This window comes from Ramlibacter sp. (genome assembly GCF_035627355.1).
GTDB lineage: Bacteria > Pseudomonadota > Gammaproteobacteria > Burkholderiales > Burkholderiaceae_C > Ramlibacter.
The window spans coordinates 1-22,788 of sequence record NZ_DASPLW010000003.1 but is presented as its reverse complement, the minus strand read 5'-3'; the positions used below and the strand labels follow the sequence as shown (position 1 = coordinate 22,788).

Here is a 22,788-nt window from a genome sequence, read left to right as displayed (position 1 = left end):
GCAGAACGTCACAACGACGAGGGCCGGGGAACCGCTTCGCTCGGTATCCGCTTCGCTCCAGCAGAAAACAAGGCCCGGGTAACCGCTTCGCTCCAACACGAAACAAGGCCCGCGTTGCGGGCCTTGTCCTTGTGGGTTGTTCCCTTGACCGGCTTAGTGGGGCAGGCGTGCGACGGTGTCGTCGCACAGCTCATCGAGCACCAGCGCGTCGGGCTCCTGGCCCATGCTCCAGTAGACCATCAGCACGATGATCTTCAGGTCGTCGAGCGGGACCGGGCCGCCCGGGGCGGCCATCGCGCGATCGACCACGATCTCGCGCATGGCCGGCGGCATCACGCCGGCCGATTCCAGGAAGGTGAGGAAGCCCAGGCACTGGGCACCGAGGTGGTCCTGCTCGGCGACCGAGTAGACGCGCAGGCTGCCGGCGGACGGGGCGCAGAAGGCGTTGCCCGCGGTCGACAGGCAGGTGCTCTGGGCCGCGAAGTTCAGGCCATCGAGCCAGGCCAGGGCTTGCTGGATTTCCTCGGGTTCGAAACCGTGGGCACTGAGCTTGCGCCCCAGTTGCTGCAGTTCGGGGCATGCATCCCCTCGCCAGTAGTTCTCGTAGACAAACACCAGCACTTCGAACATGCAATCAATATAGCCCAGAGCTCAGCATCGCCGGGCGATGCGCCGGATCGCTGTTGCGCCAGCGCATCGCGGCCCTCAGCTTCGCTCGACGCGCTGGAACAGGCCCCCGGGCAGGCGGGCGACCTGCCCCGCCAGTTCCAGTTCGAGCAGTTGCGCCTGCAGGTCCGCGGCCCCGGTGCCGGTGCGCGCGATCAGGGCGTCCAGGCCCACCGGGTCGAAGCCCATGGCGCGCAGCAGCAGCGGCTCGCGGCCCGGCTCCGCGGCCGGCTCCGGCGCGCTCGCAGGGGGTGCCGGAGGCTGCGGCGCCAGTTCCTCCAGCACGTCCTGCGCCGTCTCCACCAGCTTGGCACCCTGGCGCAACAGCTCGTGGCAGCCGCGGGCCTGCGGCGAATGGATGGAGCCGGGGATGGCGAACACCTCCCGACCCTGCTCGGCGGCCAGCCGCGCGGTGATCAGCGACCCCGATTGCAGCGCGGCCTCCACCACCAGCGTGCCCTCGCCGAGCGCCGCGATGATGCGGTTGCGGCGCGGGAAGTTCTCGCGCAGCGGGCGCGTGCCCAGCGGGTACTCGGAGACCAGCAGCCCGCGTCCGGCGATGCGGTGCGCGAGGTCCAGGTGGCGGCGCGGATAGACGCGGTCCAGCCCGGTGCCGACCACCGCGATGGTGGCCAGCGCGCCGGCGGGCGCGCCTTCCAGGGCGCCTTCGTGAGCGGCGCCATCCACTCCCAGCGCCAGCCCCGACACCACCGCCAGCCCGGCCTGCGCGAAGCTGCGCGCGAACAGGCGTGCGTTGATGGCGCCCTGCGGGGTGGGGTTGCGGCTGCCGACCACGGCGATGGCCCGTGGCCACTGGACGAGCGGCAGGCCCTGGAGGTACAGCAGCAGCGGGGGATCCTCGGTCTGCAGCAGCGACGGCGGGTAGCCGGCGTCGGCCAGCGTGAGCAGGCGGCGCGGCGCCGCGGGGTCGCCCGCCTGCAGCCAGGCCCAGGTGGTCTCGACCTGCTGCGCCCAGCCCGGGGGTTCCCGGCACAGGGCCTGCACCTGGGCGGCGGAACCGACGCTGGCGAGCGCGTCGATCGACTGCTCGAACACCTGGCGCGGGAGCCCGAAGGCGGCGAGCAGGCGGCGCGCGGCGGTGGGCCCGACGCCCGGCGTCATCGCCAGCCGCAGCCAGCCCGCCAGTTCGTCGCGCTCCATGGCGCGAGGCTCAGCGCGGGTTGACGACGCGGTCGCCGACCTTCACGCCCTGGCCGGTTTCCAGGATCAGGGCATAGGACAGGCGCTCGAACGGCCGGAACACCATCATCAGGCCGTTGCGTTCGTTGGGCAGCTTGATCTCGGTGCGCTCGCCCGGTTGCGAGCGGTCCACCAAGGTGGCGCCGGTGTGCTGGATGGCCAGCACGTGCCCGGGCGCCAGGCCGTCGGCCGTGCCCTTGTTGATCACCACGACCTGGTTCTGGCCGGCCAGCGCGACCGACTCGCCATACATGGACACCACCGCGCCCTCGATGCGCCCTTCCGGCGCCCGCGGCGTGTAGCTGACCAGCTGGCGGCCCGGGTCGGGCAGCAGGCGGTCGCCCACCCGCATCTCGCTGCGCGCGGAGACGACGTCCAACGTGGCCGCGACCGGCAGCTCGCGGGTGTCGCCGCTTCGCTCCTGCACCGTCGCCTTGTCTTCCCCGCGCACCAGCCGCGCCGATCCGAGGTACTGCGCCTCGTAGCCCAGCACGGCGCGGGTGACCGGGTCGCGCAGCGGCACGGCATTGCGGAACACCCGGTACTCGTCACCGCCGCCGGTCTTGAGCATCAGCGGCGCTTCGGCGCTGCCGCGCGCATAGACGCGGTCGCCACGCGCGATCAGCACGCGGTTCTCGGGCGCCGCCACGATGCGCGGCGCGTGTTCGAGCGTGCCTTCGTCCACGATCATGGGCTCGGACAGGAAGGGCTCGATCAGGTGCGGCTGCAGCGTGGGCAGCGACGTGTCGGCCAGCGGCTGGACGCGCACGCGCGGCGAGACGCGGACGGTCTCGGTCGGCAGCGCACCGTCGCCCTGCGCCAGCCGCAGCCGTGCGCGGCCGCCTTCGCGCTCCAGTACCAGCTGCTGGCCGGGGTAGATGAGGTGCGGGTTGCGCACGTCCTGCAGGTTCATGCCCCAAAGCTCGGGCCAGCGCCAGGGGCTGGACAGGAACAGCTTGGACAGGTCCCAGAGCGTGTCGCCGCGCTTGACCGTGTAGCGGTCCGGGGCGTTGGGAGCGAGCTCGCTCAGCGGCACGCCCGCCTGGGCCACCTGCTGGGCCGTGGCGCGCTGGCCGGGTGTCACCGGCTGGGCCAGCACCGGCAGCGCGAACGCCGCGGCCGCCAGGATGGCGGCGGCGCGCCGCGCAAGCGGCGGGAGGGCGGCCACGGCATCGCGTTGCGCCATCATCTTTCCTCCTCCTACAGAACTTGACAAGTCACTGTCGATTCTGCATTCAAGCCCTTGATTGGGCAACGTTTATGGCGATGGCGTGCAGACCGGCCCCACAAAAGTGGCGAAAATAGCGACAGCCCCCATCTGTGCTTCCATGGCCCTGCTGTCCATTCTTCGCTACCCCGATCCCCGCTTGCACACCGTCGCCCGGCCGGTGCAAGCGGTGGATGCCCGCATCCGCCAGCTCGTCGCCGACATGCTGGAGACCATGTACGACGCCCACGGGATCGGCCTCGCGGCCACCCAGGTCGACGTGCACGAGCGGGTGATCGTGATCGACGTGTCGGAGGAGCGCGACCAACCGCTGGTGCTGATCAACCCCGAGATCGTCTGGGCCAGCGAGGAGCGGCAGATCAACGAGGAAGGCTGCCTGTCGGTGCCGGGCATCTATGACGGCGTGGAGCGGTCCACGGCGGTGCGCGTCAGCGCGCTCGACGAACAGGGCGCGTCGCACACGATCGAGGCCGAGGGCCTGCTGGCCGTGTGCATCCAGCACGAGATGGATCATTTGCTGGGCAAGGTGTTCGTCGAGTACCTCTCGCCGCTCAAGCGCAACCGCATCAAGAGCAAGATGCTCAAGTCGCGCCGCGAGACCGCGCGCGCCTGAATCGCCATGACCCGGCGTCGTTCCCTGGTGGGCCTGGGCCTGGCGGCGCTGGTGACGGCCTGCGCCAGTCCCTTCCACGGCTGGGACGTGCAGCCCGGCACCCCCAAGCAGGAGGTGCTCGCGCGGCTGGGGACGCCCACCCGCGTGGTCGCCATCCCCGGGGGCGAGCGGCTGCAGTACTCGCTGCAGCCCTTCGGCCAGTTCGCGTGGATGGTGGACCTCGACGCCTCCGGGCGGGTGGCGCGCGTCCGCCAGGTCCTGAATGCGGAGGACTTCCGGCGCATCGTGCCGGACCAGTGGACCCGTGCGGACGTCGAGCGCGAGTTCGGCCCGCCGGCGCGGGTGGACGGCGTCAGCAGCTGGCAGGGGCCGGTGCTGACCTATCGCTGGCGCGACGCCGATCGCAGCGACATGTTCTGGTGGGTGTACCTCGACGACCGCGGTATCGTCCGGCGCTCGCACCAGGGCATGGAATTCGTCAACGCACCCAACGAGCGCAACTGAGCGCCCGCCACCCCACCATGCGGCTCGTCTTTGCCGGCACGCCCGACTTTGCCCGCGTCGCGCTGGAGCGGCTGCACGCGGCCGGCTTCGACATCCCCCTGGTGCTGACCCAGCCCGACCGCCCGGCCGGCCGCGGCCTGAAGCTGCAGCCCTCGCCGGTCAAGCAGTTCGCCCAGCAGCACGGCATCGCCGTGGCCCAGCCGCGCAGCCTGCGCCTGGATGGCAAGTACCCCGAGGAAGCCGCCCAGGCGCAGCAGGCGCTGCAGCGGGCGCAGCCCGACGCGATGGTGGTCGCCGCCTACGGCCTGATCCTGCCCCAGTGGGTGCTCGACCTGCCGCGGCTGGGCTGCCTGAACATCCATGCCTCGCTGCTGCCGCGCTGGCGTGGCGCGGCGCCTATCCACCGCGCGATCGAGGCGGGCGACGCCGAGACCGGCGTCACCATCATGCAGATGGATGCCGGACTCGACACCGGCGACATGCTGCTGGCCGAGCGCACTGCCATCGGGCCGCAGGACACCACCGGCACCCTGCACGACCGGCTGGCGACTTTGGGCGCCCGGCTCGCCGTCGAGGCGCTGGAGCTGGCCGCCTGCGGCGGCCTGGTGCACACGCCGCAGCCGGCCGAGGGCGTGAGCTACGCCGCCAAGATCGACAAGGCCGAGGCGCAGGTGGACTGGTCGCAGCCGGCGATCGTGATCGAGCGGCGCCTGCGCGCCTTCGATCCCTTCCCCGGCGCCGCCAGCGCGCTGGCCGGCGAGCCGATCAAGCTGTGGCGCGCCGAGGTGACGGGCGGCGCCGTGCCGGCCGGCGTGGCCGCTGGCACCGTGCTGGCGGTCGGCCCGACCGGCATCGAGGTCGCCAGCGGCGATGGCGTGCTACGCCTGACCGAACTGCAGCGCGCCGGCGGCAAGCGCCTGGCCGCCGCCGACTTCCTGCACGGCACGGCGATCACGCCCGGCCAGCGCTTCGGGGCCGCCTGATGTTCTGGCGGGCCTCGGTGCGGCGGCACCCCGAGTTCCGCGACGGCGTGCGCGCCAGCGCGCCGATCGCGCCCGGCATCGCGGCCTGGGGATTGATGACCGGCGTGGCCATGGTCAATGCCGGCATGAGCACGGTGGAGGCGGCGGCCATGACGCTGCTGGTCTACGCCGGCAGCTCACAGCTGGCGGCGATCCCGCTGCTGGTGGCCGGCGCGCCCATGTGGGTGATCTGGGCCACCGGCTTCTGCGTGAACCTGCGCTTCGTGGTGTTCAGCCTGCACCTGCGCGACTACCTGATCCACATGCCGCGCTGGCGGCGCCTGGTCAACGGCTTCCTGACCGCGGACATGAGCTATGCGCTGTTCACCGCGCGCCATCCGCTGCCGGCGGACGACGCCGAAGGGCGCGTGGCGCAGGAGGCCTACCTGGCCGGCAACTATGCGATCACCTGGGTGGCCTGGATCATGCCCAGCCTGCTGGGGGTGGCGCTGGGCAACCTGGTGCCCTCGCAATGGGGGTTGGGCTTCGCCGGCGTGCTGTGCCTGCTGGGGGTGATGTGCTCGCTGGCCAACACGCCCTTGCGCATCCTGGCGGCGGTGGTCGCCGGCGCTGCCGCCGTGGCGGCGTACGCGCTGCCCTTCAAGCTCAACGTTGTGGCCGCCATCGCGATCGCCGTGCTGGCTGCGTTCTGGCTGGAAAGCCGCGGCGGCGCCCGCACCCGGGAGCGCGCGGCATGAGCGACGTTCCGGGCGGCACCGATCTCTGGACCATGGCCGTGATCCTCGGCCTGGCCGGCGTCACCGTGCTCAGCCGCTGCTTCTTCTTCATCCTCGAACGGCCCTGGTCCCTGCCCGACTGGGCCCGGCGGGCGCTGCAGTACGCGCCGGTGGCTGCCCTCGCCGGCGTGGTGCTGCCCGAGGTGGTGATGACGCAAGGACAACTGGTCGCCACCTGGCAGGACGCCCGCCTGTTCGCCACCGCCGCCGGCGTGGCGATCTTCTTCTGGCGGCGCAGCGTGCTGATGACGCTGGTGGCCGGCATGGCGGTGTACCTGCCGCTGCACCTGGGGCTGGGCTGGTAGCCCGGACGCGCTGCCAGCGGCCCACCGCCACGGGTGCGCTGCCTACAATCCCCGGTTCCCTTTCTTGCTGGCGATCGTCGAGTTGCGTCCCATGAACGTGCTGCGTTTTTCCGATCTGTGCGCCCAAGGCCAGGTGGCCGGCCGGCGGGTGTTCATCCGTGCCGACCTGAATGTGCCCCAGGACGACCAGGGCCGCATCACCGAGGACACGCGCATCCGCGCATCGCTGCCCTGCATCCGCATGGCGCTGGACGCCGGTGCCGCGGTGATGGTGACCTCGCACCTGGGCCGCCCGACCGAGGGCGAGTTCAAGCCCGAGGACTCGCTGGCGCCGGTGGCGCAGCGCATGTCCGAGCTGCTCGGGCGGCCGGTGCCGCTGAAGGCCGGCTGGGTGGACGGCGTGCAGGTGCAGCCCGGCGAGCTGGTGCTGCTGGAGAACTGCCGCGTCAACAAGGGCGAGAAGAAGAACAACCCCGAGCTGGCGAAGAAGATGGCCGCGCTGTGCGACATCTACGTGAACGACGCCTTCGGTACCGCGCATCGCGCCGAGGCGTCCACCTACGGCATCGCCGAGCACGCCAAGGTGGCCTGCGCGGGACCGCTGCTGGCGGCGGAGATCGATGCCATCGGCAAGGCCCTGGCCAACCCGAAGCGGCCGCTGGCGGCGATCGTGGCCGGCTCCAAGGTCTCGACCAAGCTCACCATCCTGCAGTCGCTGGCCAGGAACGTGGACCGGCTGGTGGTCGGCGGCGGCATCGCCAACACCTTCCTGCTGGCCGCCGGCCTGCCGATCGGCAAGTCGCTGGCCGAGCCGGACCTGGTCGGCGAGGCGAAGGCCGTGATGGAGGCGATGGCCGCGCGCGGCGCCGAGGTGCCGATTCCGGTCGACGTGGTGACGGCCAAGTCGTTCGCGGCCGACGCTCCGGCGACCACCAAGACGGTCCGTGACGTGGCCGACGACGACCTGATCCTGGACATCGGGCCGCAGACGGCGCAGCAACTGGCCGAACAGCTCATGGCCGCCGGCACCATCGTCTGGAACGGCCCGGTCGGCGTGTTCGAGTTCGAGGCCTTCTCGCACGGCACCGAGACCATCGCGCGCGCCATCGCCCGATCCGATGCATTCAGCATCGCCGGCGGCGGCGACACGTTGGCCGCCATCGCCAAGTACGGTATCGGCCAGGACGTGGGCTACATCTCCACCGGCGGCGGCGCGTTCCTGGAAGTTCTGGAAGGCAAGACGCTGCCGGCGTTCGAGGTCCTCGCCCGGCGTGCGGCCGGCTGATGCCGTGGCGGCGCAGGGCCATGGGCCCTGCGCTGGGGCCATCGTGTCCGCGTCGATTGACGCCGTGTCGCGCACAGGTGCTGCAACCGGCGCGTGCCGGTCCCGCGTGTGAGAATGCCGACAACCCCCTTTGAGGAGGATCCCTGCCCATGGCCCGTCGCGCCACCAAGATCGTCGCCACCCTCGGTCCCGCCTCCAGCGACCCCGGCCTGCTCGAGCAGATGATCCGCGCCGGCGTCAACGTCGTGCGCCTGAATTTCAGCCACGGCAAGGCGCAGGACCACATCGACCGGGCGCAGCTGGTGCGCGAGGCGGGCCAGCGCGCCGGCCGCGAGGTGGCGATCATGGCCGACCTGCAGGGCCCCAAGATCCGGGTCGGCAAGTTCGCCGACGGCAAGGTCCACCTGGAGCCGGGCATGAAGTTCGTGCTCGACGCCGCGCGCAGCGAAGCGGGCAACGCCGAGGGCGTGGGCCTGGACTACAAGGAACTGCCGCGCGACGTGCGCGCCGGCGACACGCTGCTGCTCAACGACGGCCTCATCGTGCTCACGGTCGACAAGGTGCGCGGCGACCAGGTCCACACCACGGTCAAGCTCGGTGGCGAGCTGTCCAACAACAAGGGCATCAACAAGCAGGGCGGCGGGCTGTCGGCGCCGGCGCTGACGGCCAAGGACATGGAGGACATCCGCACCGCGATGAGCTTCCAGGCCGACTACGTGGCGGTGAGCTTTCCCAAGACCGCCACCGACATGGAGATGGCGCGCCAGCTGTGCAACGTGGCGGCGGCCGAATACCGGCACAAGCCCGGCCTGATCGCCAAGATCGAGCGGGCCGAGGCCATTCCCAACCTGGAGGCCATCCTCAGGGCCAGCGACGGCATCATGGTCGCGCGCGGCGACCTGGCGGTGGAGGTCGGCAACGCCGCCGTGCCGGCGCTGCAGAAGCGCATGATCCGGGCCGCCCGCAAGTGCGACAAGGTGGTGATCACGGCGACCCAGATGATGGAATCGATGATCACCAACCCGGTGCCCACCCGCGCCGAGGTCAGCGACGTCGCCAACGCGGTGCTGGACGGCACCGACGCCGTGATGCTCAGCGCCGAGACCGCGACCGGGCGCTATCCGCTGGAGACCATCATCGAGATGGCCAACATCTGCGCCGAGGCCGAGATGGCCGAGGACGTCAAGCTCGACGCCGACTTCAGCGGCATGGAGTTCTCGCGCATCGACCAGTCGATCGCCATGGGCGCGCTGTTCACTGCCTACCACCTGGGCTGCAAGGCGATCGTGGCCCTGACCGACTCCGGCTCCACGCCGTTGTGGATGAGCCGCTACCCGATCCACATCCCGATCTACGCGCTCACGCCGCGGCTGGCGACCCAGCGCCGCATGGCGCTGTACCGCAACGTGCGACCGCTGCTGATGGACCAGAGCGCCGAGCGCGACACCGCGCTGGCCGATGCCGAGGCGCACCTGAAGAAGCGCGGCATCGTCGCCTCCGGCGACATCTACGCCATTACCTGCGGCGAACCCATGGGTGCCCCCGGCGGCACCAACATGCTCAAGGTCCTGCGGGTGGCCTGAACGAGTGGCTGCATGGTCCAGCGCGACCGTGCGACAAGCCCCTTTCGCAAGACCCAGCCGGTAGAATTTCCCGAGCTGGCGCGGGGTGAATCCAGCCCGCACCAAGCCGCATTTCACTACTCCTCAGGACTGCACCATGCCCCTCGTTTCCATGCGCGAACTGCTGGACCATGCCGCCGACAACGGCTATGGCATCCCGGCCTTCAACGTCAACAACCTCGAGCAGGTCCAGGCGGTGATGGAAGCCGCCCGGGAACTGGCTGCGCCGGTGATCCTGCAGGCCAGCGCCGGCGCCCGCAAGTACGCCGGCGAGCCCTTCGTCAAGCACCTGATCCAGGCCGCGCTGGAGGCCTACCCCGAGATCCCGCTGGTGATGCACCAGGACCACGGCCAGAGCCCGGACGTGTGCGCCGGCGCGATCAAGCTGGGCTTCTCCTCGGTGATGATGGACGGCTCGCTCGAATCCGACGGCAAGACCATCGCCAGCTACGACTACAACGTCGACGTCACGCGCAAGGTGGTCGACATGGCCCACAAGCTGGGCGTCACCGTCGAGGGCGAGCTGGGCTGCCTGGGCTCGCTGGAGACCATGCGCGGCGACAAGGAGGACGGCCACGGCACCGAGGCCACCATGACGCGCGAGCAGCTGCTGACCGACCCCGAGCAGGCGGCCGACTTCGTCAAGAAGACGCAGCTGGACGCGCTGGCCATCGCCATCGGCACCAGCCACGGGGCCTACAAGTTCTCGCGCAAGCCCACCGGCGACATCCTGGCGATCGACCGCATCAAGGAGATCCACCGCCGCATCCCCAACACCCACCTGGTGATGCACGGCTCCTCCTCCGTGCCGCAGGACCTGCTGGCCATCATCAACCAGTACGGCGGCAAGATGAAGGAGACCTACGGCGTGCCGGTCGAGGAGATCCAGGAAGCCATCAAGCACGGCGTGCGCAAGATCAACATCGACACCGACATCCGCCTGGCCATGACTGGCGCGGTGCGCAAGTTCATGGCCGAGAACCCCGACAAGTTCGACATGCGCGAGTGGATGAAGCCCGCCCGCGAGGCGGCCAAGCAGATCTGCCGCCAGCGCTACCAGCAGTTCGGCTGCGAGGGCCAGGCGCCGAAGATCAAGGGCCACTCGCTGCAGGTGGTCGCGCAGAAGTACGAGCGCGGCGAGCTGGCGCAGACGGTGAACTGACGGCGCCCCCTTGGCGATAATCGAACGGCCCGCGCTCCTGCGGGCCGTTTTGCTTTACCGCACGAGCGCACCATGACCTCCGCCCTGCACACCTCCTCGCTCACCTCGCTGCCGCTGCTGGCGCGCGGCAAGGTGCGCGACAACTACGCGGTCGGCGACGACCGCATCCTGATGGTCGCGACCGACCGCATCTCGGCCTTCGACGTGATCATGGGCGAGCCGATCCCGGGCAAGGGCGAACTGCTCACCCACATGGCGCTGTTCTGGTTTGGCCGGCTGGCGCACCTGTGCCCCAACCACCTCACCGGCGAGCTGCCCGAGAGCGTGGTGAGCTCGGCCGAGGTCCAGCAGGTGGTGGGCCGCTCCATGCTGGTCAAGCGGCTCAGCCCGCTGCCCATCGAGGCGGTGGTGCGCGGCTACCTGGCCGGCAGCGGCTGGAAGGAGTACCAGCAGGCGCAGGCCGTCTGCGGCGTGCCGCTGCCGCCCGGGCTGACCAACTCGAGCCGGCTGCCGCAACCGATCTACACGCCGGCCTCCAAGGCCGCGGCGGGCGAGCACGACGAGAACATCACCTTCGAGCGCACCGTCGAGCTGGTCGGGCCCGAGGTGGCGGCCAAGGTGCGCGACCTCAGCCTCGCGCTCTACGCCGAGGCGGCCAGGATCGCGCTGGCGCGCGGGCTGATCATTGCCGACACCAAGTTCGAGTTCGGCCTCGACGAACAGGGCCGGGTGGTGCTGATGGACGAGGTGTTGACGCCCGATTCCTCGCGCTACTGGCCAGTGGAAGGCTACGAGGACGCGCTGCGCGAGGGCCGCAACCCGCCCAGCTTCGACAAGCAGTACCTGCGCGACTGGCTGGAGCAGGTGCGCATCCACGGCAAGCCCTGGGACAAGACGCCGCCAGCACCGCGCCTGCCGCAGGACGTGATTGCGAAGACGGCGGCCAAGTACCGCGAGGCGCTCGACCGGCTGACGGGCTGAGGCGTGCGGGCGTGCCCGCCGCCGCTTCCGGGATCAGGACAGGACCACGCTCGACAGCCGCCGGCGGTAGGTCGCCACCGTCGGATCGTCCGGCGGGATCTGGCCTTCGGCGACCGCGGGCTTGGGCGGCTCGATGAGGTCGAGGATGGCGATGTAGGTCTTGCGCGCGGCGTCCTCGTTCCAGCCCTTGTCGCGCATCAGGATCTCCAGCAGCTCGTCCATCGCGTCGGTCCAGCGCTGCTGCGCGGCCAGCAGGCGTGCCTTGCCGAACCGCGCCTCGAAGTCGCGCCGGTCGGCCGCGATGCGTGCCTCCAGGGCGGCCAGCGCCGGGCCCGCGTCGCCCTGCCCGGCGGCGAAGGCCATCGCGTCGATCATGCGCTGCAGCGAGTCGAGACGGCGGATGCCCGCGGCCTTGCCGGCCACCGGTTCGAACGTCGCCGTGGCCTCGGCCAGCCGGCCCGCCAGCAGCAGCGCCTTCACGTACTCGAAACGGGCGTCGTCGTCCGCCGGGTTGGTGGCCACGGCGTGCTGCAGTTGCTCGAGCCGGTCCTGCGCATCGAGCGGGGCTTCGTCGGGGAGGGCTTCTTCGGCAGGTGGCTCGCCCTCGGGCAGGTGCTTGTCCAGGAACTGGCGCAGCTGGCCCTCGGGCAGCGCGCCCATGAAGCCGTCCACCGGCTGGCCGTTCACCAGCAGGATGCAGGTCGGGATGCTGCGGATGCCGAACGCGGCCGCCAGCTGCTGCTCCTCGTCGGAGTTGATCTTCACCAGCTTGAAGCGGCCCGCGTACTCGGCCTCGAGCTTCTCGAGGATGGGGCCGATCACCTTGCACGGGCCGCACCACGGCGCCCAGAAATCCACCAGCACGGGCTGGGTGGCGGAGGCGGCGATGACTTCGGATTCGAAGTTCTCGATCGTGACGTCGATCATGGAGTGCGGGTCCCTAAACTTAGAATTCAGCCTTTAGGAGCACTTCATGCCCCCTGTCCAGGTTGGCGTGGTGATGGGGTCCGGCAGCGACTGGGACACCCTGCAGCACGCAGTGCAGATTCTCCAGGAATTCGGCGTGGCCCATGAGGCGAAGGTCGTTTCCGCGCACCGGATGCCCGACGAGATGTTCGCCTATGCCGAGCAGGCGGCCGGCCGCGGGCTGAAGGCCATCATCGCCGGCGCCGGTGGCGCCGCCCACCTGCCCGGCATGCTCGCGGCCAAGACCACCGTGCCGGTGCTGGGCGTGCCGGTGCCCAGCCGCCACCTGCAGGGCGTGGACTCGCTGCACAGCATCGTGCAGATGCCCAAGGGCATTCCCGTGGCCACCTTCGCGATCGGCGCGGCCGGCGCGGCCAATGCGGCGCTGTTCGCCGTCGCGATGCTGGCCAACGGCGCCGAAGGCCTGCGCCGCCAGCTGGCCGACTACCGCGCCCGGCAGACCCAGGCCGCGCGCGATACCGTGCTGCCGCCGTCGGCATGACCATGCCCGCAGAGCCGGCCCTGCTCCCCGGCAGTACCCTGGGCGTGCTGGGTGGCGGCCAACTGGGCCGCATGTTCGTCCACGCCGCCCAGCGACTGGGTTACGCGACCGCGGTGCTGGACCCCGATGCCGCCAGCCCGGCCGGCCGCGTCAGCCACTTCCACGTGCACGCCGCCTACGACGACGACGCCGGCCTCGATGAGCTGGCCGCGCGCGCGCACGCCATCACGACGGAATTCGAGAACGTGCCGGCGCGCGCGCTCGAGCTGCTGGCGGCACAGCGGCGGGTGGCCCCGGCCCATACGGCGGTGGCCGTGGCGCAGGACCGCGCCCGCGAGAAGGCGCACTTCCTGGCCTGCGGCGTGCCTTGTGCCCCGCATGCGGTGATCGCTTCCAGCGACGACCTGCAGGCAGCGCCGGAGCCGCTGTTCCCCGGCGTGCTCAAGACGTGCCGGCTGGGCTACGACGGCAAGGGCCAGGTGCGCGTGGCCGACCGGGCGGCGCTGGTGCGGGCCTGGGACGAGCTGCACCGCGTGCCCTGCGTGCTGGAGCGCCTGCTGCCGCTCGCGGCCGAATGCTCGGTGGTGGTGGCCCGCGGCGCCGACGGCGCCATGGTGCACCTGCCGCCACAGCGCAACCTGCACCGCGGCGGCATCCTCGCCGTCACCGAGGCGGGCGCGGGGGTGCTGCCCGAAGCCACCGCGCAGCAGGCCGTCGAGGCCACGCGCGCCATTGCGCAAGGACTGGACTACGTCGGGGTGTTGTGCGTCGAGTTCTTCCTGCTGCAGGACGGCTCGCTGGTCGTCAACGAGATCGCCCCGCGCCCGCACAACAGCGGCCACTGGAGCATCGAGGGCGCCGACGTGTCGCAGTTCGAGCTGCAGGTGCGCACGCTGGCCGGCCTGCCGCTGGTGGCGCCGCGCCAGCACAGCCACGCGATCATGCTCAACCTGCTGGGCGACCTCTGGTTCAGGCACGGTGCAGCGCCCCAGGAACCGCCCTGGACGCAGGTGCTGGCGCTGCCCGGCGCACACCTTCACCTGTACGGCAAGACCGATGCGCGGCCCGGTCGCAAGATGGGCCACCTGACGTTGACGGCGCCCGACGCGGCCGGCGCGCGGGCAACGGCCCTGCGCGCCTGCTCGCTGCTGGGCATCGAGCCGTTCTGAGGCGATGATCCGCGACCCGCGCGAGCCCGAGGCGCTGCAGCTGGCCGTGGCGGCCCTGCAGGCCGGCGAGCTGGTGGCCTTCCCGACCGAGACGGTCTATGGCCTGGGCGCGGACGCCGGCAACGATGCGGCGGTGGCGCGCATCTTCGCCGCCAAGGGCCGGCCCAGCGACCACCCGCTGATCGTCCACGTGCCCGATGGCGCGGCCGTAGGGCGGTTTGCCGCCGACGTGCCGGCCTTCGCCCAGCGCCTGATCGATGCCTTCTGGCCCGGCCCGCTCACGCTGATCCTGCCGCGCCGCGAGGGTGTGGCGCAGGCGGCGGCCGGCGGGCACGCCACCATCGGCCTGCGCTGCCCCTCGCATCCGGTGGCGCATGCGCTGCTGCAGGCCTGCAGCCAGGCCGACCCGCCGGTGGCGGGACTGGCCGCGCCCAGCGCCAACCGCTTCGGCCGGGTGAGCCCCACCAGCGCTGCCCACGTGGCCTCGGAGTTCGGCGAGGCGCTGCTGGTGCTCGATGGCGGCCCGTGCGAGGTCGGCATCGAGTCGGCGATCGTCGACTGCACCCGCGGGCGCCCGGTGCTGCTGCGGCCGGGCGTGCTCACGGCGCAGCAGATCGGGGACGCGTGCGGCGAGCCGCTGGCGGCACCGGGGGAACTGGAGGACGCCGCCCCGCGCGCGTCCGGCACGCTGGCCTCGCACTACGCGCCCCGTGCCCGCGTGCGGCTGATGGATGCCGCGGCGCTGCAGGCGGGCCTCGACCTGCTCGGCGAGCAGGCGCGCGGCATCGCCACCTGGTCGCGCGCCATCCTGCAGACCCGCTCCACGCACGTGCTGCGCCGGCGCATGCCCGAGGACGCGCGCGAGGCGGCGCGCCAGCTGTTCGCCGTGCTGCGCGAGTTCGACCAGGAGGGCGTGCAGCTGATCTGGGTCGAGGCGCCGCCGCCCGGCGCCGAATGGGACGGCGTGCGCGACCGGCTGCAGCGCGCGGCGGCCTGAACGGGGCCGCAGGGGCGCGCGCCAGTCCGCTCGTTACACTAGCGCCGGCTTTTCGACGGAGATCCCCCCATGCCTTTCCAGTGGTTGCGCCGTGCGCTGCTCACGGCCGCCTGCGTGTCCCCGCTCCTGCTCGCCGCTTGCGGCGGTGGATCGGTGGTGTCCGAATTCAATCCCGACCGGCTGGTCGTGTTCGGCGATGCCTTCGCCGATGCGGGCCAGCGCGGAACGCGCTACACCATCAACAACGGGGGCATCAACTGGACGGAGCAGCTCGCCGCCAGCTACGGCCTCTCGATCCAGCCCAGCGCGGGTGGCGGCAGCAGCTACGCCATCGGCAGCGCACGGGTGACCAGCAAGCCCGATGCGGCCGGCAACGCGGCCACGCCTACGATCGCCGAGCAGATCGACACCTTCCTGGCCAGCGAGTCGCCGGCCGGCGGTGACCTGATCCTGGTGGCCGGGGGCGTCGCCGACATCATCGCGGAGGGCGCGGCGCTGATCGCGGGCAACCAGGACGAGGCCCAGGCCACCGCCAACGTGGAGGCCGCCGGGCGCGCGCTGGGCGCGCAGGTGCGCCGGCTGGTCGACGCCGGCGCCCAGCACGTCGCGGTGGCCGGGCCGTACAACCTCGGCCGCTCGCCCTGGGCGCGCAGTACCGGCCGCGAGGGCGTGCTGGAGAGCCTGACCACCCGCTTCAACGACGAGCTGCTGATCTCCATCGTCGATCTCGGCGCCAAGGTCCTCTACATCGACGCCGCGCTGCACATCAACCTGGTCACCGCCGACGGCGGCAATGCCACCTACGGCTTCGACGACGTGACCAGCGTGCTGTGCAACTCGGTGGATCCGGGCCCCGGCATCGGCATCGGCGCGGGCCAGGTGAATTCGGCGCTGTGCAACGGCGGGACGCTGGGCGGCGCCAACCTGGAAACCACCCTGTTCGCCGATCCGGTCTATTTCGCGCCCAAGGGCCACACCACCCTCGGCGACTACGCCTACGACCGGCTGCGCGAGCGCTGGTAAGGGCTTCACTGGAGAAAGTCGCAAGCGACTTTCTCCAGTGGCTTGATCAGTGTGAGGAGGCCCGGCAAAGCCGGCTCCTCCTCACAGGAGGGACCGCGCTGCATGTTATTCCGCGCGGTCCAACGAAAAACCACCCACGACCCTACGGTTGCTGCGCGGTCCACTCCAGCAGGGCTTCGATGGCCGGGCGCAGGCGGGCGGCGTCGGGGTGGTTGGCAATGGCCACCACCACCCAGCGGCGGCCGCCGATGCCGTGCACGTAGCCGGCGACGCCGAACACGTCGCGCAGGCTGCCGCTCTTGAGGTGCGCGCGCGCCGGCGCTTGCAGCCGGCGCAGGGTGCCGTCGGTGCCCGACAGCGGCAGCGAGGCCAGCAGTTCCGGCATCAGCGGCGAGCTCCAGGCGTGCTGCAGCAGGCGCGCAAGCTGCGCGGCACTGATGCGCGCCTCGCGCGACAGGCCGGCGCCGTTGTCGAACACCGGCGGCTGCGGGCCGATCCGATCTCGCCACCAGCCGGCCAGCAGTTCGCGCGAGGCTTCGCGGCTGCCCTTGCCCACGGCCTGCAGGCTCAGCGTGAGGAACAGCTGCTGCGCCATCACGTTGTTGCTGAACTTGTTGATGTCGCGGATGACTTCGGACAGGGGCGGCGAAGCCTGCTCGAACAGGGGCGCGAGGGACGCCGGCACGCTGCCGTCGCGCACCGTCCCGCCCAGCGTGCCGCCGATCTCCTGCCACAGCCCTGCCACCGCGCGGGCCGCATGGCTGTGCGGATCGGCGAAGGCGAGCGCCCAGCGGCGGACGCCGCAGGCCGCTGGATACGCGCCGCCGAAGCGCGGCTGCAGCGGCAGGCTGAAGTCCGCCTGCAGGGCGGCGCGCCAGTCGCCGCAGTCGCCGGCGCCCAGGCGCACCGAGCGTGGCCACTGCACGCCCGCCAGCGGCGGGTCCGCCGTCACGCGCGCGCTGCCGTCGGCCTGCGGCACGAACGACAGGACCGCGCTGCGGTAGTTGACCAGCAGGGCGTCGGGCGCCGCGTTGTAGGGCCGCAGCGGCTCGCCGTCGAAGGCGGCCGGATCGTGCGGCGGCAGTTCGAAGGCGCCGTGGTCCAGCACGATGTCGCCGGCGATGCCGGTGATCCCGAGCGCACGCACATGGCGCAGCAGCAGCCAGAGACGCTCCAGCACCAGGGTCGGATCGCCCTGCCCCCGGATGTACAGGTTGCCCTGCAGGGTGCCCCCGACCACCGGCGCGTCGGCATAGACCGGCGTGGTCCAGGTGAAGGTGGGACCCAGCAGTTCCAGCGCGGCAAAGGTCGTGGCCAGCTTGGCGATGGACGCCGGATTGACCGGGACTTCGGCCCGGTGGGCGAGGCGCGGCGGCAGCCGGGGATCGACGTCGGTGACCAGCAGGGTGACGGCGTCGCGCGGCAGCCGCGCCCGCGCCAGTGCGGCTTCGACGGCCGGAGGGAGCGCCGGCGCCCCTGACGCCGGCCCCTGGACCGCCGGCGGCATCGCCGGGCTGGCGGGCGGCAGCGCCTGTGCCGCGGCGGCGGCGGCGCACAGCCAAGCAGCCAGGAACAGCGGGAGGCGCATCGGCCGATTATGGAGGCCGATAATCCTGCGCTTGCCCGCCTGCCTTCCCTTCCCCCGCCCGTGAACCTGCTCGCCTTCGACACCAGCACCGAGGCGATGAGCGTGGCGCTCGTGCGCGCCGGCGCCGCGCCGCTGTCCGTGCAGGGCGAAGGCGGCGCCAAGTCCTCGTCCACCCTGATCCCGGCGGTGCTGGACCTGCTGGAACGAGGCGGGTTGGACGTCGCCTCGCTGGACGCGATCGCCTTCGGCTGCGGCCCCGGCTCCTTCACCGGCCTGCGCACCGCCTGCTCGGTGGCCCAGGGGCTGGCACTGGGCGCGGGCGTGCCGGTGCTGCCGGTGGAGACGCTGATGGCGGTGGCCGAGGCGGCGCGCGAGCGCCTGGGCGCCGCCGACGTGCTGGCGGTGCTCGATGCCCGGATGGACGAGGTCTATTCGGCCCGCTACCGGCACGACGGCATGCGCTGGCAGCGCGAGGGCACGATCCGGCTGGGTGCGCCGGAGACGCTCGAGGCCGCCGGCGTCGCCTGCCTGGCGGGCAATGCGCTGGCCGTCTACGGTGACCGCCTGCCGGCGGTCGCGACCCGCGTGGAGGTCGTGCCGACCGCCCTCGCGATCCTGGCGCTGGCGCCGCAGTTGCTGGCCCAGGGACTGGGGCGGCCGGCCGAGCAGGCACTGCCCCTGTACGTGCGTGACAAGGTGGCGCAAACGACGGCGGAGCGCGAGGCGGCCCGCGCCGCAGCGGCCGACCGGGCCAGAATGCAGCCATGAGCGCCCTGCTGCACGACCGCGAGGCCGCTTTCGAACCGATGACGCCGGGCCGCCTGTCCGAGGTGCTGCCGATCGAGCGCAGCGCCTACGAGCACCCCTGGACGCACGGCAACTTCGTCGACTCGCTGCGCTCGGGCTACGAAGCCCAGCTGCTGTGCGCCGGCGGCCGGGTGCTGGGCTATTTCGTGGCGATGAAGGGGGTGGACGAGGTGCACCTGCTGAACATCACGGTCGCGCCGGCCTGGCAGGGCCAGGGCTGGGGCCGCCTGATGCTGGAAGCACTGGCGATCTGGGCCCGCGGGCAGGGCGCGCAGTGGCTGTGGCTGGAGGTGCGGGTCGGCAACCTGCGCGCGCAGCGGCTGTACGAGCGCAACGGTTTCCGGCGCGTCGGCGAGCGCCGCCGCTACTACCCGGCGGCCGGTGGCGGGCGCGAGGACGCCATCGTGATGAGCCTGAAGCTGTGACGCTGCAACTCGACCCTCGCCGTCTGGCCATGCTCCGGGAGATGGGGCTGGAACTGCTGCCGCCGGCCCTGGCCACTCCGGCGGAGGCCACGGCCGCGCCCGCGCAGGACTTGGCCGGCGCCGCTGCCGAGCGGGAACAACGGATCGCACCGCCGGTGCGTCCGCCCGCCGCCGGAGCTGCTCCCGCGGCCCCGACGACCCCTGCCGCGCCGATCGCCGACGGCCAGCGGGCCGGCATCGCGAGCCTCGACTGGGAAGGCCTGGCCAGCGCGGTGGCCGGCTGCCGCGCCTGCGGCCTGTGCGAGTCGCGCCGCAACACCGTGCTGGGGGTGGGCCCGGCGCGCGCCGACTGGATGGTCATCGGCGAGGCGCCCGGCGAGCAGGAGGACCTCAAGGGCGAGCCCTTCGTCGGCCCGGCCGGCCAGCTGCTGGACAACATGCTGCGCGCCGTCGGCCTGGACCGCCGCAGCAACGTCTACATCGCCAACGTGCTCAAGTGCCGGCCGCCCGGCAACCGCAATCCGCAGCCCGAGGAGGTCGCCCAGTGCGAGCCCTTCCTGCGCCGCCAGGTGGCACTGGTGCAGCCGCGGGTGATCCTGGCCATGGGGCGCTTCGCGGTGCAGACGCTGCTGCAATCGCAGGAGCCGATCGGCCGCCTGCGCGGCCGCGTGCATGCGTACGAAGGCGTGCCGGTCGTGGTGACCTACCACCCCGCCTACCTGCTGCGCAACCTGCCCGACAAGGCCAAGGCTTGGACCGACCTGTGCCTGGCGGCCGAGCTGATGGACGGCGGCGGCGCCTGAACCCTCAGATCGGCGCCAGTGGACGCCAGGCCTGCGGCGCCAGGGTGCGCGCCGCGTAGTCGATGCCGCACCAGCGGGCGTAGTCGGCCAGGGTGCGGACGCTGCCCAGGCCATAGGCGCCCAGCGGCTGCCCGCCCACCAGTGCCGCCAGCCGCGCGCGCGAGCGCTGCTCCAGCTCCCACCAGTTCTGGCTGCGCCCGGCCTCGTGGGCGGCGTCCCAATGCAGCGGGCGCGGCGGCACGCCGGAGCGGCCGTCGTTGTACAGGTGCGAGACCGGCAGCCCGGGCATGTGGAAGATGTCCCAGCCGTGGGTGAACAGCCGGACCGCCAGCGCCTGCTCCTCGCCGTGGAAGTACAGGGCGGGGTCGTAGGGGAACTCCAGCGCGAACCGGCCGGGTGCGAACAGGCAGCCGGCGCCGAGGTGGAAGCCGGGGACCGGACGGTCGGTGTCGACCGGATGCGCCTCGAACGCCAGCACCGGGTGGCCGGGCTCGAAGCCGACGCCCGGCTTCACCACATGGGCCAGGACCTTGCCGGTGGCCGGCCGCGGCACGGGACGGCCGTCCTCGAAGCCGAACGCATTCGGGTAGGAGGAGATCACCACGCCGGTGCGGCCCGGCGCCAGCGCGCTGGCCTGCGCGACCAGTCGCTCGTCCCAACCGGGCTCGAAGTCCATGTGCGAATCGAGCTGCAGGAACCAGTCCTCCCCGTCGTACAGGGCCATCGCGAGTGCCCGGGCCCAGCAGGGGCCGCGGGCGAACACCGGATCGATGCGCTGGTAGGTCAGGCGCGCCGGCGCCAGCAGGCCGAAGGTGGAAGCCGGCGGCGGCTGCAGGCTCTGGTCGAACACGCCGAAGTGCAGGTCCTGCGGCCGGGCAGCCGCGGCACGGGCCCGCGCCAGCGTGAACCCCAGGACCGGGTCGCAGTACGCAGCGATGCTGATGAACAGGCTCATGGGCGGTCCGAGCTTGCCTCAGGAGGGCGCACACGCGTGTGACATTTGACGCAGCGTCCCTCAAGCCCGGCCGGGCGGCCGCTCGCCGGCCCTCGCGCTCGGTTGTCCGGGGTGTAACGGTATGCTACCGTCGAACTCGACGGCGGGGCGCTGCGATTGGCGGTGCGCCGGCCCGGAATCCGATTGATCTTCACGAGGGCCGCACAGCCATGTCGCGACGCCAGACTCCCTTTGCCTTCCGTACCCTGTGCCAGACGGGGGCTGGCGGCCATCGTCCACTGCTGCTGGCCCTGGCCATGGCCGCGGGATTTGCCGGCAGCACGGCCCACGCGCAGCCCACCGGCGCCCAGGCCATCCATGGCAGCGCCGTCCTCAGCCAGCAGGGCAGCAAGCTGGTGGTCACCACCCAGAACGGGGCCGGCAGCAACCACTCGGCCATCAACTGGCAGAGCTTCAGCGTGCCGTCGGGCACGTCCACGCACTTCGCCCAGCCTGGGGTGACCAGCACCTCGATCAACCGCGTGGTCGGGCCCGACCCGAGTGCCATCTTCGGCACGCTGTCGTCCAACGGCCGGCTGGTGCTGGTGAACCCGGCCGGCATCGCGGTGGGCGCCGGTGCGGTGGTCGACACTGCGGGCTTCACCGCCTCCACCCTGCGCATGAGCGATGCCGACGCCATCGCCGGCCGCCTGCGGTTCGGCGACGGCAGCACGGCCGGCCCGCTGCGGGTGGACGGCCAGGTGCTGGCCCGCGGCGGTGACGTGGTGCTGATCGGCACCGACGTGCAGGCCGGCGCGCAGGCCGTCATCCAGAGCCCGGAGGGCGCCACGGTGCTGGCGGCCGGCCAGAAGGTGGAACTGACCGGCCGCGGGCTGGAAGGCATCCTGTTCGAAGTGCAGGCCCCGTCCGACCAGGCCGTGAACCTGGGCACCCTGCGCGGCGACGCGGTCGGCGTGTTTGCCGGCACGCTGCGGCACAGCGGGCTGGTGCAGGCCCAGGCGGTGAGCGTGGAAGGCGGGCGCGTGGTGCTCAAGGCCGCCGACCATGCCGAGGCGGCCGGGACCACGCAGGCCCAGGGCCTGGCCGGCGCCGGCGGCCGGGTGGACGTGCTGGGCCGCACCGTCGGCGTGATGGCCGGCGCGGTGATCGACACCTCCAACACCGCCGGCGGCGGGCAGATCCGCATCGGCGGCGGCTACAAGGGCGGCAACGCCGAGGTCCCGAATGCGCAGGTCACCTGGGTGGCGGCCGATGCGCAGTTGCGCGCCAACGCCACCGACAAGGGCGACGGCGGCCGGGTGATCGTGTGGGCCGACGACACGACGCGGGCCCACGGCCGCATCGAGGCCAGGGGCGGCGCGAATGGCGGCGATGGTGGCTTCGTGGAAACGTCGGGGAAGCGGCACCTGGACGCCAACGGCGTGCGAGTGGACGCCTCCGCTGCCGCCGGCCAGGCGGGCACCTGGCTGCTGGACCCCAGCGACATCTTCATCGTCGGCGGGCCATTCGACGGCCAAAACCTCGGGACCAGTCCGAATTTCCACTCGGCCGACGGCAATCCCTCGCAGCTCAGCGTAGACACGCTCAATACGGCGATCGACAACAGCACCAGCGTGACCGTATCGACCGCCAGCAGCGGCGGCGACAACGGCGACATCGTGTTCGACACGAGCTTGGGCGGAATCCAGATTTCCAAGACTTCCAGCGGCACGACCGACCTGCGCCTCGAGGCCGATGGCCAGATCCGCTTCACGGGCAGCCAGTACCAGACCCATTTCCTGGTCAATGACACCAATGACGCCGGCGTGCTCAACGTGTACCTGCAGGCCAACGCCGCCACCCTGCCTGCCGGGCCCCACGTCGTCACCGACAGCGGCGCCCGGGTGGAATTCAGCACGCTGGGTTTCCCCGGCAACGGCAACCGCCTGAACGTCATCCTGCCCGCCGGCAAGACCTGGCAGAACGACGGCACCGTCACGCTGAACCTCAACAGCATGCTCCGGATGGACGGGGCCGCGTTCGACAACAACGGCACCGTCGACGGCGCCGGCGGCACCCACGGCGGCGTCGGCGGCTTTGGCAGCCTCGGCACGTTCAACAACATGGGCTCCGTCTGGCTGAACGAAGGCCAGTTCCGGGTGGCCAACCTGAGCAACAGCGGCACCATGGACTTCACGGGCAACACCAATGTCGCCGTGACCCAGTCCTTCAACTCGCCGGGCTCGCTC

23 protein-coding genes are annotated in these 22,788 nt (G+C 71.8%); 17 read left to right on the top strand and 6 right to left on the bottom strand.

Going from position 1 to position 22,788, the window contains the following annotated elements:
* Positions 1 to 153: 153 nt before the first annotated feature.
* From VEC03_RS00700 to VEC03_RS00690, 3 genes are all read right to left on the bottom strand, one after another.
* Complete coding sequence (locus VEC03_RS00700; RefSeq protein ID WP_324912201.1) at positions 154 to 630, bottom strand: DUF494 domain-containing protein; 477 nt, start codon at positions 628 to 630, stop codon at positions 154 to 156.
* A gap of 75 nt (positions 631 to 705) precedes the next feature.
* Positions 706 to 1,827, bottom strand: a complete 1,122-nt coding sequence (gene dprA / locus VEC03_RS00695) for a DNA-processing protein DprA (protein WP_324912200.1) — start codon at positions 1,825 to 1,827, stop codon at positions 706 to 708.
* A gap of 10 nt (positions 1,828 to 1,837) precedes the next feature.
* The gene (locus VEC03_RS00690) at positions 1,838 to 3,055 is read right to left on the bottom strand and encodes a LysM peptidoglycan-binding domain-containing protein (protein ID WP_414708438.1); all 1,218 of its coding nucleotides are present in this window, start codon (positions 3,053 to 3,055) and stop codon (positions 1,838 to 1,840) included.
* A 139-nt stretch (positions 3,056 to 3,194) separates the two neighbouring features.
* Between VEC03_RS00690 and def the strand changes: the two genes are divergently transcribed.
* From def to VEC03_RS00645, 9 genes are all read left to right on the top strand, one after another.
* Positions 3,195 to 3,707 (top strand): peptide deformylase, encoded by a 513-nt coding sequence (gene def, locus VEC03_RS00685; RefSeq protein WP_324912198.1) that lies wholly within the window; start codon positions 3,195 to 3,197, stop codon positions 3,705 to 3,707.
* Positions 3,708 to 3,713: 6 nt separating this feature from the next.
* A complete protein-coding gene (locus VEC03_RS00680; protein ID WP_324912197.1) occupies positions 3,714 to 4,211 on the top strand; it encodes a hypothetical protein in 498 nt (165 codons plus the stop codon).
* 17 nt (positions 4,212 to 4,228) lie between these two features.
* A complete protein-coding gene (gene fmt / locus VEC03_RS00675; protein WP_324912196.1) occupies positions 4,229 to 5,194 on the top strand; it encodes a methionyl-tRNA formyltransferase in 966 nt (321 codons plus the stop codon).
* On the top strand, positions 5,194 to 5,931 hold the full coding sequence (locus VEC03_RS00670) for an AzlC family ABC transporter permease (protein ID WP_324912195.1): 738 nt from the start codon (positions 5,194 to 5,196) through the stop codon (positions 5,929 to 5,931). The genes fmt and VEC03_RS00670 overlap by 1 nt, the downstream gene beginning before the upstream one ends.
* Entirely contained in the window at positions 5,928 to 6,275 is a 348-nt protein-coding gene (locus VEC03_RS00665; protein WP_324912194.1) for an AzlD domain-containing protein, read from the top strand. Before VEC03_RS00670 ends, VEC03_RS00665 begins: the two co-directional genes overlap by 4 nt.
* Positions 6,276 to 6,366: 91 nt before the next feature.
* Positions 6,367 to 7,560 (top strand): phosphoglycerate kinase, encoded by a 1,194-nt coding sequence (locus tag VEC03_RS00660; RefSeq protein ID WP_324912193.1) that lies wholly within the window; start codon positions 6,367 to 6,369, stop codon positions 7,558 to 7,560.
* A 149-nt stretch (positions 7,561 to 7,709) separates the two neighbouring features.
* Positions 7,710 to 9,143: a pyruvate kinase gene (pyk, locus tag VEC03_RS00655; RefSeq protein WP_324912192.1), complete on the top strand. Its 1,434-nt coding sequence runs from the start codon at positions 7,710 to 7,712 to the stop codon at positions 9,141 to 9,143.
* Positions 9,144 to 9,279: 136 nt separating this feature from the next.
* Entirely contained in the window at positions 9,280 to 10,344 is a 1,065-nt protein-coding gene (fba, locus tag VEC03_RS00650; protein WP_324912191.1) for a class II fructose-bisphosphate aldolase, read from the top strand.
* Positions 10,345 to 10,416: 72 nt separating this feature from the next.
* A complete protein-coding gene (locus VEC03_RS00645) occupies positions 10,417 to 11,325 on the top strand; it encodes a phosphoribosylaminoimidazolesuccinocarboxamide synthase (protein ID WP_324912190.1) in 909 nt (302 codons plus the stop codon).
* 33 nt (positions 11,326 to 11,358) lie between these two features.
* Here VEC03_RS00645 and trxA read toward each other — a convergent pair whose 3' ends face one another.
* On the bottom strand, positions 11,359 to 12,252 hold the full coding sequence (gene trxA / locus VEC03_RS00640) for a thioredoxin (protein ID WP_324912189.1): 894 nt from the start codon (positions 12,250 to 12,252) through the stop codon (positions 11,359 to 11,361).
* A gap of 46 nt (positions 12,253 to 12,298) precedes the next feature.
* On the opposite strand from trxA, the gene purE reads away from it, so the two are divergent.
* From purE to VEC03_RS00620, 4 genes are all read left to right on the top strand, one after another.
* Positions 12,299 to 12,793, top strand: a complete 495-nt coding sequence (gene purE / locus VEC03_RS00635) for a 5-(carboxyamino)imidazole ribonucleotide mutase (protein WP_324912188.1) — start codon at positions 12,299 to 12,301, stop codon at positions 12,791 to 12,793.
* On the top strand, positions 12,790 to 13,962 hold the full coding sequence (locus VEC03_RS00630; protein ID WP_324912187.1) for a 5-(carboxyamino)imidazole ribonucleotide synthase: 1,173 nt from the start codon (positions 12,790 to 12,792) through the stop codon (positions 13,960 to 13,962). The genes purE and VEC03_RS00630 overlap by 4 nt, the downstream gene beginning before the upstream one ends.
* A gap of 4 nt (positions 13,963 to 13,966) precedes the next feature.
* Positions 13,967 to 14,959: an L-threonylcarbamoyladenylate synthase gene (locus tag VEC03_RS00625; RefSeq protein WP_324912186.1), complete on the top strand. Its 993-nt coding sequence runs from the start codon at positions 13,967 to 13,969 to the stop codon at positions 14,957 to 14,959.
* Positions 14,960 to 15,028: 69 nt separating this feature from the next.
* Positions 15,029 to 15,982: an SGNH/GDSL hydrolase family protein gene (locus VEC03_RS00620; protein ID WP_324912185.1), complete on the top strand. Its 954-nt coding sequence runs from the start codon at positions 15,029 to 15,031 to the stop codon at positions 15,980 to 15,982.
* A gap of 142 nt (positions 15,983 to 16,124) precedes the next feature.
* Here the strand turns inward: VEC03_RS00620 and dacB are convergent, their stop codons facing one another.
* Positions 16,125 to 17,570: a D-alanyl-D-alanine carboxypeptidase/D-alanyl-D-alanine endopeptidase gene (gene dacB / locus VEC03_RS00615; protein ID WP_414708437.1), complete on the bottom strand. Its 1,446-nt coding sequence runs from the start codon at positions 17,568 to 17,570 to the stop codon at positions 16,125 to 16,127.
* A 60-nt stretch (positions 17,571 to 17,630) separates the two neighbouring features.
* On the opposite strand from dacB, the gene tsaB reads away from it, so the two are divergent.
* Genes tsaB through VEC03_RS00600 form a run of 3 tightly spaced genes read left to right on the top strand, consistent with a single transcriptional unit; the run spans position 17,631 to position 19,605 of the window.
* A complete protein-coding gene (gene tsaB, locus VEC03_RS00610; RefSeq protein ID WP_324912184.1) occupies positions 17,631 to 18,338 on the top strand; it encodes a tRNA (adenosine(37)-N6)-threonylcarbamoyltransferase complex dimerization subunit type 1 TsaB in 708 nt (235 codons plus the stop codon).
* Positions 18,335 to 18,802 (top strand): ribosomal protein S18-alanine N-acetyltransferase, encoded by a 468-nt coding sequence (gene rimI / locus VEC03_RS00605; protein ID WP_324912183.1) that lies wholly within the window; start codon positions 18,335 to 18,337, stop codon positions 18,800 to 18,802. The genes tsaB and rimI overlap by 4 nt, the downstream gene beginning before the upstream one ends.
* A gap of 2 nt (positions 18,803 to 18,804) precedes the next feature.
* Entirely contained in the window at positions 18,805 to 19,605 is an 801-nt protein-coding gene (locus VEC03_RS00600) for a uracil-DNA glycosylase (RefSeq protein ID WP_324912235.1), read from the top strand.
* A gap of 4 nt (positions 19,606 to 19,609) precedes the next feature.
* Here the strand turns inward: VEC03_RS00600 and VEC03_RS00595 are convergent, their stop codons facing one another.
* Complete coding sequence (locus VEC03_RS00595) at positions 19,610 to 20,560, bottom strand: GlcNAc-transferase family protein (RefSeq protein ID WP_324912182.1); 951 nt, start codon at positions 20,558 to 20,560, stop codon at positions 19,610 to 19,612.
* Between the two features lie 296 nt (positions 20,561 to 20,856).
* On the opposite strand from VEC03_RS00595, the gene VEC03_RS00590 reads away from it, so the two are divergent.
* Positions 20,857 to 22,788: filamentous hemagglutinin N-terminal domain-containing protein (locus VEC03_RS00590; protein ID WP_324912181.1), on the top strand; the 1,932-nt coding region annotated here is incomplete at its 3' end.